Below are 13361 nucleotides of genomic sequence, written 5' to 3'. Positions count from 1 at the left end.
CGAGGTACGAAATGGCTACAACCACAAACGCAACTGAGAACAAAGTCCGAGTCACATCGAGTGAAGGCATCATTAAAGAACTGACCGGTCTGGAACGATGGGTTGGCCCTGAATGGTATCGCCTGATCAAGGGCGTATTCACCAATCCCCTCTCTATTCTGGGCCTTGTTATCATCCTCATCTTCCTCCTCGTTGCCATCTTCGCCCCCGTGCTGGCTCCAGCGCCCAGCGAACAATGGGATCCCTCCCTGATCCCGCGCGATGGCTTCAAAGCCGAACCGCAGCCACCCGGGACCGTCTGGAACCGGAATGTTCCCGAACAGGTGCCTGCCTGGTACAGACTTATCACGGGCAACGAAGAATGGGTTCACATTCTGGGCACAACCAGCGGCCAGTATGACATCTGGTATGGCCTTATCTGGGGCAGTCGCACCGCCCTCATCTATGGCACGCTGGTGGTGCTGGCCGATGCCATCATCGGCATCACCATTGGCTCGCTGGCGGGCTTCTATGGTGGCTGGACTGACGAAGTATTGATGCGCGTGGTGGAAGTGTTTATTGCCTTCCCGTTCCTCGTCGGTGCGCTGATTCTCTCGTCCATGCTCGTGCCCATCTTCGGCCGCAGCATCTGGCCGGCATCTATCGCCCTGATTGTGTTTGGCTGGACGCGCTATGCGCGTCTGCTGCGCGGGGATATTCTGGCGACGAAGGAGCGTGACTACGTGCTGGCATCGCGGGCCAGCGGCGCGCGCAGCATTCACTTGATCCTACGGCACGTACTACCAAATGCTATCTTCCCCACGCTGGTGTACCTCTCGCTAGACATGGGCGCGATTGTACTCTCCTTTGCCACGCTCAGTTTCCTCGGCGTAGGCGTGCAAATCGGCTACGCGGATTGGGGCCAAATCGTCAGTCAGGCCCGCGAGTGGATTCTGGCTCTAGACCAATACTGGTACATCATTGTATATCCTGGCCTGGCGCTGCTGCTGTATGGGCTGGGCTGGAATCTGGTTGGGGATGCCTTGCGGGACATCCTGGACCCGAAACTACGTGGCGTGCGCTAAAATCCGTTCTTTCTCGTCTGTTTTCTGCACGCCATGCTCAAGAATTTGTCCTTGTGGCTGGGGGCGATGCTTTTCTTGATGTACTCCTTCTCCGGTTTGGCGGCGATTCAGGCCGCCCCCGTGCCGGCAACGCCGACGATAGACCGACTGGCACCGCCACCAACGGTACCTGTCCCCAATCAAGCGGATGAGGGGGCGCAATTGTTTTGGCTGCACTGCCAGCCGTGTCATGGGGATCGCGGCCAGGGGCTGACGGATGAGTGGCGAGCGCAGTACCCGCCGGAAGACCGAAATTGCTGGGAGTCGGGGTGTCATGGGCCACGGCCATATGAAAATGGATTTGTGTTGCCGGAGAGTGTGCCGGCATTAATCGGCCCCAACACCCTCTCTCGCTTCCCCACCGCCGCCTCCCTTTACGGCTATACCCGCGTCGCCATGCCCTACGAGTTTCCCGGTACACTCAGTGACGCCGAGTACCTGGCGATCACCGCCTTCCTCGCCCGCGCCCACGACGCATGGGATGGCAGCCCATTAACCGACGACAATGTCATGCAATTTACCTTGCACCCATCGGAAAACCCGGCGACCACGCCCACCGCCACGCCCGCCCCCCCCCAAAACGACCCTTCCCCCCTGCCCCCATCCCCCATCCCGCGCCTGATCCCCTTCGCGCTGCTCGCTTTGCTAACGGTTGCCGGCATCATATGGACCAGGGCGCGCAGAACCCGCCACGGCGTAACATAGCCCGACACAAAGGGCGCATCCGTTAATTAAGGCTTCGCTCGGGAATTGACGGATGCGCTTGCAGGGTTCTTATGTATTGGAAAGTCCAAAGTTGATCCCGAGCGAACCCAAAGGAATCTAGCCCATGTCGCCGCCAAATCAGGAAGAAACGCGGCAACTGCGCCTGACGGTCGGCATCCTCAACGGCCTGCTTCTGGGCATCGGCCTGTCCCTCGGAGCCTGGACCATCAGCGCCCTCCGCCTCAGCCGCATTGCCGTCCCGCTGCAAATGCCCAATCTCGCCCTCGGCCTCCTCCTGCTCGTCATCATCTGCGGCCTCGGCGGTTTGATCACCAGCCGCTGGCACAACGGCCTCCTCAGCATTCTTACCTGGCTGGTCGCCGCCATCCTTTCCGCCCTCGTCATCGGCTACGAACCTTACTACGGCCGTACCTTCATCGTCTGGCTATACGATCGCCGCTTCTGGGGCTGGCCCATCTACCCACCGCCGGAGGGCCTCGGACCCGCGCTCGTCATCTTCACCGGCCTTTTCATCATCCTCCTTCTCGCCATCCTCGCCCTGCTCCAAGATTATCGCCTGGAAGCCATCTGCCGCGAACAGGACAACCGCGGGCGGCTGCTGGCGCGGGGGTGGCTTTTATTGCTCCTCCCCCTGCCGTTTGCCGCCCTCGCCGGCTACGTCACCAACGACATTAGCGGCGACAAATCCGCCTACGCGCTGCAATTGGTGCATCAGGCTATCGAAGTGGGACGCACCTACGAAGGCGATCTTTTCCAGTTGGGTCTGGCGGATGGGATCAACTACAGCGCCCTCAACAGCGTGCGAGACCAGATGAGCGCCACGTACGTCCTTTCCCTCAGCGGTATCGACGCGGCCTCCGCCTCGACTTTCGTCATTGCCTATTTCGGTAACGGTGCCTGGGTTCGTTGCCGCGTCATCAACAATCAGCTTTCCTTCTGCGCCGACGCCGCGCCGCCCTACACCACCGGGTTCATCAGCCTGATCAACGGCGAGTCGCCTCCCGAAAACTGTTATGGGTGCCAACCCGTGGCCGACGAAACCTGGCTGAGCTGGCTGCGCGCGCGCCGCGATCAGCTTGATCCGCCCACTGTTTCCCGCCTGGCGCAGTGGGGCAGCTATGCCCTCATGCAGGTTTCATCGCCATCTGGCAGCTTTGCCGTCCAGTGCTGGCTCAGCGGTCTCAGTACACCGCGCCTGGAGCGCTGCCAGGAGATAGAAAGCCAACCACCACCATGAGAATCTCCGACAGTGGCCCGATATTTTCCGCAACCGTCCACGTCCCGGCGCGTATAGGAAGGCGTGACCAATCCACAGCCACAAATATCCAGGTCAAAGAGAACAATTCCCTCTGCTTCTCCGCGACCCCTATCTCCGCGGGAGGAAAAACAATGGACGAAGACGTCAACACACTCAAGCATGAAGAGCAACAAGGACGCGAACGCCGTCAACGTGATTCCAACTGGCTCGTTGGCGGCATCCTGGTGCTTCTAGGGATCATTTTTCTGCTGGGCAACTACGGGGGGGTCGTACTGCAAAACTGGTGGGCGCTGTTCATTCTTATCCCCGCCGTCAGCAATTTAAGTTCCGCCTGGAACGACTATCGTACCAACGGCCACCTTACCCACCGCGGCCGCAATGGCCTCACCTGGGGGTTAGTCATCCTGGCCACGGCCATCGTCTTCCTCCTCAACCTCAACTGGGGCGTTGTCTGGCCTATCTTCCTGATCATTATCGGGTTGGGCAGTCTGCTCACGTTCTTCAGCCGCCAGGAGGCTGGTTAAGGATTTTCGTGCGATCACCTCCCCAAGGAATCGTACCAGAATTTAGTTCCCCCAAAGATTGGTTCATTCTGGGAGAATGAACCAATCTATGACCCTTCCAGCACATCAAGGAGCGGAAATCAAATAAGATGACGAAGTCATTTCCTTGTCGCTCCTTCAAACTGACAATGCAATTCCATATCTTATTTCATCGTCAGTCCTAATTGACCCCTTCTGGGAAAGGCATTTCCGACAAAACGTCTCGTTTCTGTCCGCCGCTTCGTGCGGCAACAGCAAAGGTTCGCGCCGCTCCATCCAATGCCTGTTCCAGGTCCGCAATCACATCACCCGGGTGTTCCCCGCCCACGCTCAAACGAACCAGATTCCGCGGAAGCTGCGCTAATTCTCGCCCCTCCTCCCCCTGCTGCTGGTGCGTAGAAATAGCCGGAATCGTTGCCACGCTCTTAATCCGGCCTAGATCCGTTGCTCGCCAGATAAGTTCCAGGCGGTCAAACACCGCCCGCGCCGCCGCCGCCCCACCACGCACCGTAAAGCCCATCAAGTGACCAAACCGATTCACGGGAACGCCGTAATCATCCTCCCCGTCCGCCAGCCACATGACGCGCGCTGCCGTGTCATGACCACGCACCTCCTCCAGGCCAGGATAAAATACAGCCTCCACGCCCGGATGCCGCTGCAAGAAATCCGCCACCTGCATCGTATGTCGGCTGAGAATATCCATGCGGCTGCGCAGCGTGCGCAAATCATTGAGAATCATCAGCGCATTAAACGGACTCAGGCCGGGTCCCTGATCGCGGAAAGGCAACAGCTTCAAGTACGTGGCAAAATTCCGACGCATGTCGTCCGGTCCCACGCGGCTGGGTATCTCATGGCGAGCAATCACCGCGCCGGCGATGGCAAAACCGCTGGCCGCCATGCTCTTGCTTACCGAATGGATCACGATATCCGCCCCCAGGCTCAAGGGGCGTAACAAAGCGGGCGAGGCCACGGTGCTATCTACGATCAGCGGCAGGCCGTGGGCGTGCGCCAGTTCCGCCAGGCCCGGGATGTCCATCACCGCCAGACTGGGATTACTGGGCATCTCCCCGTAGACAAAACGAGTCTCCTCATCAATATGGCTCTCCCATTCAGCCATGTCCAGCGGATCCCGCACCCATCGCACCTCAACACCCCGTTCCACGCCATAACGCTGCTGAAACAGCATGTAGCTACCGCCATAACATTTGGCGCTGACGACGATGTTGGGCCGTGTCAGCACGCCATCGCGCGCCAGAAAAGGGTGCGTCGCCATAAACACGGCAGCCATACCGGAAGCCGTTACCAGGGCGCTGACCTCTCCCTCAAAACCATATCCCTCCAGCAGAGCCAGCGTCTCCTCCAGATAGTGCGTGGTCGGATTGGCAATGCGGCTGTAGGTCCACGAAGGCATCAGGTAGGCGAGCGCCGCTTCCATGTGGTCGCTGTTCTCGAAATGCTGCGCCGCGCTCAGGTAGCCCGGTTCGATGATGCTACCCTGGTTGGCGAGGGCGGCCTCCATTCCATAGAGGCCATGCACGGCAATGGTATCAAATCTCATCCGCCGCATATGCGCCCGTCGTGTTTCTTCAGCCGCAGTCATCTCCTGGCCGCGCTGAACATACGCAGCAACGCCGGGGGAATAGGCAAATTCATTCATGGGAGTCTCCTTCCGAGAATCAGGGTTGGCATTCCTACGCCAATCATGGGTCTTCACATCGCAACTTGACCGGTCCCCGCCGTGTCTTCGCGGTCATCATGGCAGTGGTACAGCCACTGTCGTTTTGATCTCCGTCAGCACCAGGCTGGTGTAGATACGGGCCACGCCGGGGATAGGCGTAATCTTATCGACGATAAAACGTTCCAGGTCTTTGCGTCCATGCACCACCACTTTCAACAAGTAGTCATACTCCCCCGTGATGTGATGGCATTCCAACACTTCCGGCATACCGCGGATGGTTTCCTTGAAGTGGGCAATGGCTTCAAACTGGTGAAGCTGCATACGCACATTGACGAAACAAAGCATGTCATAACCAAGTTGCTCACGGTCAACAATGGCCGCGTAGCCACGGATGATGCCGGCATCCTCCAACCGCTTCAGGCGGCTGTGCGTAGCCGGCGGAGAAAGATTGATGCGTCGCGCCAGTTCGGCGTTGCTCAAGCGACCTTCGTTTTGCAGCAAGGTTAGAATCGCCTTGTCTATTTCGTCCAGACCATGAATTTGCGAATATTCTAACATTTTTCGACTCCTTTAGTCAATATTTATTCGTCATTATATCATATATGACGAATAATATAAATCAATGCCGGCATTTTCCCTTATATCATTCCCGAAACGACGAGTGAGGGCGCGGCTGACAAAAGAATCCAAAGCCGGCATCAATCCGGGCTGTACTGGGGAAAATGCCGGCACACTGGTCAACCACCACGGAAGAGAATACAATGCCGGAAAACCTGCACAGGAGTCCCCACCATGTTCCTCCTCCCCGCGCGCCCCCATCGACTCGCCCTCCTCCTCCTCACCGGTCTCGCCTGCCTCATCCTGGCCGCCACCCGCGTCGCCAGCGGCCACGACGCCCCCCTACCGGCGCGGCAGACGCTCCCGCCGGCCACCATCGCCGACGACACCCTCCACACCATCTACGTCGTCCCCCTCTCCCACCTGGACATCGGCTACGACATCACCGTGCCCGACCTCATCCCCCTGGAAAAACAGTACCTGGACGAGGCCATGGACTACGCCGAACAGTACCCCACCTACCGCTGGACGGTGGAAAACCTGTGGCAGCTTGACCAGTGGCTGGCGCAAACGAGTGATCCGCAGCAGGTGCAACGCCTGCGCGGCCTGATCGACCAGGGCAAAATTGAGCTAATGGCCGGCTATGCCAACATGCACCAGGGACGCATGGGCAGCGAGGGGTTCAACCGCTTCCTCTACACGGCGCGCCAATACGAAACGGCCTGGAATCTCGACCTGGACACGGCGATGTCCAATGATGTACCCGGCTCATCCTGGGCGCTGCCGCAGGTGTTGCGGAAGAGTGGCGTAAGGAATTTAGTTGCCGGCATCAACACCACATTCGGCGGACGGCCAGACATCCCCATCAGCGACTACATCTTCAACTGGCAGGGCGTAGACGGCAGCAAAGTCCTCACCTGGGTCAGCGTCAAAAGCTACGCCGAAGGCCTGTTCTACTGGGGCTTCACCCACAACTACCCCGACATGGCCGACGCCACCCAACAGTTCATTGACGCCTACGAAAACGGCGGCTACCCCTACGACGCCGTCATCGCCCTCATCGGCTTCGACAATGACGGACCCGGCGCCATGATTGGCAACGGCCTCAACAATGTCGCCCAGTGGAACGCCGAACACACCTGGCCCCAGATCGTCGTCGCCACCCCCAGCCAATTCTTCGACCACATGCGCCAGCAATACGGCGAAGACGCCTTCACCACCTACAGCGGCGACTGGTCCGGGCTGTGGGAAAACAATGACATGCGCTACCCCGTCACCATCGCCCAGAACCGCTGGACGAAGAACGCCCTGCCCCAGGCGGAAACCCTGTCCGCCGTGCGTGCCGGGCTAAACGGAACCGCCGCCTACCCGCAAAGCCTCTTCCGCCGCACCTACCGCGACCTCATCATCCAGGATGAACACAGCGGCCCCGGCGGCGGCTTTGAACTCACGGCGGCGGAAATTGAAACCAACGATGTCTGGTTCTTCGACCGCTCCACCCGCGCCTACGACACGACGCAAGCCCTGCTGCGGCGTGGCCTGACCGGTCTGGCGCAAAACATCCAGACCCCGCAGCCCGCCCTCGTCGTCTACAACGGCCTCTCCTGGCCGCGCACCGACCGCGTCACCCTTCCCTACGCCCAATGGCAAGAACTGGCCGCCCCCGGTGGCAGCCGCGCCCCCCTCATTGACCTGGAAACGGGCCAACCCGTGACGCTGCAAGGGAGCGCCGACGGGCAATCCCTCCTCTTCCTGGCCCAAAACGTGCCCGCCTTCGGCTACCGTCTCTACGGCTTCGCCCCCGACACGGAAGCGACCGCCCCCCCGCCCACCTCCATCCGTGCCGGCAACGAGATCGAAAACAACGCCTATCGCATCACGGTAGACGAGGCCACGGGGAACATTCTCAGCATCTACGACAAGGTGAACGGGCGCGAACTGGTGGACGATAGCGCGGAAATGGGCTTTAACCAACTGCTGCGCGCCGACCAGGGGAACGCCGTCGTCTGGGGCGACTGGGAGCCGGTTCCCACGGGCGCGGTGACGGTGACGGTCAGCGGCGGCCCCGTGCAGAGCGAGCTAACCATCGTCCACGCCGCCTTCCCCATCAGCGAAACAGTGATCACGCTGCTCAACGACGTGCCCCGCGTGGAAATCCGCAACACCATTGACCACGACCGCACCGATTACGCCGACCAGGAAACGCTCGCCTGGTACTACTACGCCGCCATGCCCTTCGCCCTGGGGGAAAGCGGCTTCACCGGGCGGTTCCAGGGACCCAATGGTTGGCCCAGTCCGCAGGTTGACTGGATTGCCGGCACAAGCCACAACAGCCGCGTCATCCGTGACGGCAGCTACCTGCGCGCCGCCGATGGCTTTGGCGTCACCGTCGCCAGCCGCGAGGTCTACCTGGCGAACTTCGGCTCCATCCCCATGTGGAACGCGAACGAACCGGAGACCCCCATCCTCTTCCACGTTATCTTCGTGCGCCAGGATGGCACGGACACCACAGACCAGGGGTGGATCGATTTCCCCACCTGGGAGCCAGGCGCGCCGCGCGTCTACACCTCCCATTTCGCTCTCACCTCCTCACCCGATGGCTTTGCCGCCGCCGCCGCTGCCCAATTCAGCGCCGCCTACAACGCACCGCTGCAACTCGCCCTCATCACCCAGGCGCAGGCGGGTCCGCTCCCCGGCCCCACGGGGTCGCTGCTCCAGGCGAGCCAGCCGAACGTGGCCGCGCTCACCCTCAAGCGGGCGGAATTTGAGAACCCCGACGGCAGCCACCTCATCCTGCGCCTGCAAGAGATCGGCGGCCAACCCGCCACCGACGTGACCGTAACACTGCCCTTCGCCGTGGACTGGGCCGAAAGCAACGGCCTCACCGAACAACGCGCCAACGCCCACCCCCTACCCATCAACCCCCTGCGCATCTCCCTCGCCCCCTACGAAACCCTCACCATCCGCCTCCACCCCGCCCCCTGAGACCAAGATGACAAAACCCTGGGAGATTCTTGTAATCTGCCGCCACACAACGATACAGTCCGATTTTCCAAAGGGTGTGTTTCAAATGGGTTGCTCAGGCTGCCCGCGCCGTAGGACAATTTGCCTAAATTGTCCCTTCACGGCGGAGGACAATCCAGCGAATTGTCCGACAGCAAGCAACAGGCAACGGAAATGAAGCACACCCTCTTCCAAATCGGACACCAACGACCCAGGGTCCCATTTAGAAAATGGGACAACCCTTTGTATTCCGATTTACCAAAGGGTGTGTTTCAAATGGGTTGCTCAGGCTGCCCGCGCCGTAGGACAATTCGCCTAAATTGTCCCTTCACGGCGGAGGACAATTCAGCGAATTGCCCTACAGCAAGCAACAGTCATCTGAAGTGAAACACACCCTTTCCCAAATCGCCCCCCCTTCCGCACACAAGAATTCCAAAACCGGACATCACCCACCCGTAGTCCGATTTTCCAAATCGGACCCCCCTTGCCATACCACACCCGTTGCCGAATTGCCCTACACCTTACTTCAGAGACGAGGCAAACAAGGCATCACCTGGGTAATTAACCTTCGGATAATCCGGCAAGCAATAACCGTTCCGGCACATCCTTAACTCCACTGAAAATAATCTTCCCGGAAGCTCATTCACGGATAATAGTCCTGGGGAGCAGTTTCCGGGAAGATGTTGTCATTTAAGGTGGTGCGCCGCGGCGCGTGCTGTCTCCTGAGCGAAGCGCTTGTAAACGAACGCGCCCGTAACATCGCCGTCCACGGAACCGCATGATCTCAAGAGTGGGTCACGGCTCCTTTTGTAGCACAAAATCCAACGTCAATGACTCGCTGTTTTCTAATTCGATTTCCTCGGTCTGGGAGACATAACCTTCCTTCTGCGCCGTCATGGTGAAAACGCCGGTTGGCAATGCCCAGATGTAACCACCCTTTTCATCCGTAATCGCCATCATTTCTGGCGCACCGATGCCCACGGCAAAGACCTGGGCTTCAAATACAGGAGTGCCTGCGGCATCAAGTACACGTCCCGTCACCTGGCTCATCTGAACGTTAGCCGGCGACACGATGTCCTCATTCGTCAAAGGCTGATCCGCTGGGGAGGTTGATTGTGGCGCAGCGGGCTGTGGTTCGCTGCTACTGCTGCATCCCCACAAGTAGGAGCCGATTACCCCCAGAAGCACCACGCGCAACAATAGATGAAACGTTTTTGTTCTTTGCATATTGGAATCCTATATATATACTGCAAAATCTGTGGCTTTGCCCCAAACGACAAAAGACTTGGCCCGGCTCCGTGAACGACAGCCGGGCCAAGACCTCTATAATTCCAATCCAACGCTGGTTAGTTAGGGATAGGGATAGTTTTTCCAACTAAGCAGGTTGTTGAAGACCGCTTCGCGAATGCGGGTCCCACTGTTGTATTGTGGGTACGGATTCTGACCGACGCCATAGGAATGAATAGCGACCGAACAGGGATTGCAACTGGCGCTGTAGTTGTGATATACGGGGGAACCACTCTGTCCACCGTAGGTGTCGATCTGATAGAACAGATGGTAAGTGTTGACGCCCCGAATGCCAGGATTATCTGACATAGTCCACATCGTACCATATGGTTTGTCGCCAGGATAGCCGGTCACTGTGTAAGAACCAGAAAATGTATTGCTGCTTTGCCAGCGGAAACCAAACCAACCGACGGTATCACCCAAAGCGGAATTGAGTTGGATAGCGCCATAATCATAATCCCAGTTTCCATTTTGCGTCCAACCGGTAACTGAGAACAGGCGATACTTGGTTGAGCTTCCATATGGATTACTGCTCCCATTTTTCCCCGGATACGCGGTTACGCTTGTTGCCCAACCGCCGTAGGAGGCATAATAAACGCAATGTCCGGCAGTAGCCACCGTCCGTGAACCGATAAACCAACCAGAGCAGCCGTAAGTGCCGCCGTTGGGAAACTTCACGCTGAGGTAAGCGATAGCTCGGTATGGATAGGTGGTCGTTGCGGTCACTTTGGTGCGCCCATCTGGCCCAATCACCGATCCTGGAAGGGGACCAAGCATCGGGGGCGTGTTTACATTGACGTCATCGTCCACCGTTGGTGCAACGGGAACAGTTGATCCCTGTCCAACAAAACTGGGCTGAAAAGCCGTCGAAGAAGCGCCATCCACCTGACCTAAAAACTGCTCTGCCGAAAAAACCAGCCCATCGCTGGAGACAATGGTATCTGGTTGCAAACTGCTACCGACCTGATCAGCCGATACATGCGACAAAGTTACCTGCGTAAACGCCAATACCAGCAACAGCAGCAGAAAAATCCGCACCTGCCTTGATTGACTCCAATACTTGTAAAAACACATAGCAACCTCCTTCTAGATATTGAATAGTGGTATAATCTGCGAGCTTGCGCAACTGCTCACAATATTCCAAAGCGCCGCTCTTGCTGGCTTGCAACCTGCCGGGGAAAGCAAGAAAATGGGACGAGCCGGGTAGCCACGCTAAAGAAAAATCAGAGCAATTCCATTGATTGAGCAAAAGTATAGAGCAAATCATGTCCGAAATATGCTGATCTGAAGCATAAAAAGCGCAAAAATTCGGCAGAAAGACAGCATATTTTCATAGCACATTGACGAATTGGGGGAAGATATGGATGACTCATCACTGGATGTCATATTAAGTCGGCAGTCCCTGCGAAAGGCGCTGCGAAGGTGGACGAATCTGCTGGAAATGGCTGACCATCCGCTTGCCCAGTTGTACCTGGTGGAAGATCATCACAGGTCGTGCCATCGCGGCAAGACCAGGCTGGAATGGGGTTTAAGCCTGCGGCAGGTACTGCATGAAGCCATCCTGACGATGCAGCCCCATGAAGGAGCCCCCAATTATCACGACAAACACTGGTTTCATTACGTGATCTTAACGGAACAATATATCAACCGACGATCTCCCGAATTCGTCTCTATGCAATTAAACGGCCTGCCACTGCGAACATATCAAGAAATCAGCGGCGAAGCGCTGGATCGCCTGGCCAGCATCCTGCTGGAACGAGAGATTGCGCATCGGGATAAACGAGAACAACCGTGACGCGATCCGGTCCACGGTAGAATAGAATCAGCAGCATGGCCATGTCGCTCAGGAGCAGCGAGCCGCGATGATGAAAACGGGCGTCTCACCCAGCGTGGTGTGAGTGGCTTCACGAGTATCAACCTGTCTGAAATCCAGATCACCTGTATCAAAGCGTAAAAGCAAGGCACGGGAAAATCGCACACCCCCCTTGTTGTCCGATTTGGAAAATCGGACAACCATTACCGTACCAAACCCTTCCCCGAATTGCCCTACGCCGTTTGGAAACCTGGAAGGTCTGGCGAAACCTATTGCTCGGCCAAGATTCCAAAATCTTCGAGATTGTTGTCATCCGTGATGGCGCGGCGGTACGGTCCGATTTGGAAAATCGGACTACTCCTGCCGTACCGCACCGTGCATCTGGCGTATGCCATTGCCCACGAAGCCGCCGAACCGGCGGCGTATGACGCGCTGGAGCGGGCGCGGGCGGATGTGCTGCTGGCGCTGGACCGCGCGCACGCGGCGGGCGTCTGGGCGCAGGTGCGCCGGTTTGTGTGGGCATTGGACAACTACCTGGACGTGCGCGGCTATTGGGGGTAACGGCGGAAGCGGCTGGAGCAGGCGGTGGTGGCGGCGGAAGCGGAGGGGGCAGCGCGAGAAGAAGCGGCCTTCGCCGGCAATCTGGCTACGTACTTTTACCAGACAGGTCAAATGGACAAAGCCCGCGCTGAACTGGAGCGCGTCCTGGGCATTTTTGAACAGCTTGGGGAGAAAAAGAGCGTAGCTACCATCCTGCACAATCTTGGCATGTTAGCCCAGGCCACGGGGGAGATGGACCTGGCGCGGCGGCGGTATGAGGAGAGCCTGGCGATGATGCGGGAATTGGGGAATCGTGCCGGCATTGCCACCTCCCTGGGACAGTTAGCCAACCTGGAAAAAGCCGAAGGGAACGAAGCGGAAGCGGAGCGCCTCTATCGGGAGGCGATTGACATCGGCGGGCAGATTGGGGACGTTGCCGGCATGAGCATTGACCTGTTCAACCTGGCGCTGCTACTGGAAAAGCAGGCGCGGTTGGCCGAGGCCCTGCCCCTGCTGCAACAGTCGCTTGCCAACTTCCAGCGCCTGGGTTCGCCTTATGCAAACAGCCACGTCCCCCCCCGCCCTGGAGCGCGTGCAGCAAAAACTGGCAACTTGAAAAACCCGGTTTTTACGAAAAGCCGGGTTTTTGCCCAAAGCGCGCCCCCCCGTTGACAAATCCCCCCGCCTCCCCTATACTGCCCACCAATAAGCAATCAGCAACAGACGACTACAAACCACGTCTTTCCAAAAGGATTCCGACATGACACGCGCCCTCGTCATACTACCAGCTACCTTTGCCGCCCGCCGCCCGCGCCGTGAGGAATCCATCAGCCACGCCTGATCCCCGATTCTC

General features: G+C 58.3%; 12 protein-coding genes. 8 read left to right on the top strand and 4 right to left on the bottom strand.

All coding sequences use genetic code 11. The annotated features are described in order from the left end of the window. Positions 1–11: 11 nt before the first annotated feature. The 4 genes from H6650_05970 to H6650_05955 all read left to right on the top strand — a co-directional run bounded on the left by H6650_05970 (position 12) and on the right by H6650_05955 (position 3611). Positions 12–1064, top strand: coding sequence for an ABC transporter permease (locus tag H6650_05970; GenBank protein ID MCB8951544.1), 1053 nt, complete (start codon positions 12–14; stop codon positions 1062–1064). 33 nt (positions 1065–1097) lie between these two features. Then, positions 1098–1808 carry a hypothetical protein gene (locus H6650_05965; GenBank protein MCB8951543.1) on the top strand — a complete coding sequence of 237 codons (711 nt, stop codon included), beginning with the start codon at positions 1098–1100 and terminating at the stop codon, positions 1806–1808. Positions 1809–1932: 124 nt separating this feature from the next. Next, positions 1933–3066, top strand: coding sequence for a hypothetical protein (locus H6650_05960; GenBank protein ID MCB8951542.1), 1134 nt, complete (start codon positions 1933–1935; stop codon positions 3064–3066). A 152-nt stretch (positions 3067–3218) separates the two neighbouring features. Beyond that, positions 3219–3611 (top strand): hypothetical protein, encoded by a 393-nt coding sequence (locus H6650_05955; protein ID MCB8951541.1) that lies wholly within the window; start codon positions 3219–3221, stop codon positions 3609–3611. Between the two features lie 199 nt (positions 3612–3810). On the opposite strand, the gene H6650_05950 is transcribed toward H6650_05955, so the two are convergent. Continuing rightward, positions 3811–5286, bottom strand: a complete 1476-nt coding sequence (locus tag H6650_05950) for an O-acetylhomoserine aminocarboxypropyltransferase/cysteine synthase (protein MCB8951540.1) — start codon at positions 5284–5286, stop codon at positions 3811–3813. A gap of 96 nt (positions 5287–5382) precedes the next feature. Next, positions 5383–5865, bottom strand: a complete 483-nt coding sequence (locus H6650_05945) for an Lrp/AsnC family transcriptional regulator (GenBank protein MCB8951539.1) — start codon at positions 5863–5865, stop codon at positions 5383–5385. A gap of 234 nt (positions 5866–6099) precedes the next feature. Here H6650_05945 and H6650_05940 point away from each other — a divergent pair, with 234 nt between their 5' ends. Then, positions 6100–8850 (top strand): hypothetical protein, encoded by a 2751-nt coding sequence (locus H6650_05940; GenBank protein MCB8951538.1) that lies wholly within the window; start codon positions 6100–6102, stop codon positions 8848–8850. Positions 8851–9663: 813 nt separating this feature from the next. On the opposite strand, the gene H6650_05935 is transcribed toward H6650_05940, so the two are convergent. Together H6650_05935 and H6650_05930 are read right to left on the bottom strand one after the other, a co-directional pair. Further along, positions 9664–10095: a carboxypeptidase regulatory-like domain-containing protein gene (locus tag H6650_05935; protein ID MCB8951537.1), complete on the bottom strand. Its 432-nt coding sequence runs from the start codon at positions 10093–10095 to the stop codon at positions 9664–9666. 123 nt (positions 10096–10218) lie between these two features. Beyond that, the gene (locus H6650_05930) at positions 10219–11229 is read right to left on the bottom strand and encodes a serine protease (GenBank protein ID MCB8951536.1); all 1011 of its coding nucleotides are present in this window, start codon (positions 11227–11229) and stop codon (positions 10219–10221) included. 286 nt (positions 11230–11515) lie between these two features. Between H6650_05930 and H6650_05925 the strand changes: the two genes are divergently transcribed. From H6650_05925 to H6650_05915, 3 genes are all read left to right on the top strand, one after another. After that, the gene (locus tag H6650_05925) at positions 11516–11950 is read left to right on the top strand and encodes a hypothetical protein (protein ID MCB8951535.1); all 435 of its coding nucleotides are present in this window, start codon (positions 11516–11518) and stop codon (positions 11948–11950) included. 324 nt (positions 11951–12274) lie between these two features. Continuing rightward, positions 12275–12529, top strand: coding sequence for a hypothetical protein (locus tag H6650_05920; GenBank protein ID MCB8951534.1), 255 nt, complete (start codon positions 12275–12277; stop codon positions 12527–12529). Between the two features lie 27 nt (positions 12530–12556). Beyond that, a complete protein-coding gene (locus H6650_05915; GenBank protein ID MCB8951533.1) occupies positions 12557–13180 on the top strand; it encodes a tetratricopeptide repeat protein in 624 nt (207 codons plus the stop codon). Positions 13181–13361: the final 181 nt, after the last annotated feature.

This window comes from Ardenticatenales bacterium (assembly GCA_020634515.1).
Lineage (GTDB): Bacteria > Chloroflexota > Anaerolineae > Promineifilales > Promineifilaceae > JAGVTM01.
Note: the sequence above shows the minus strand (reverse complement) of the source record. Positions and strands in the feature narration are given on the sequence as shown.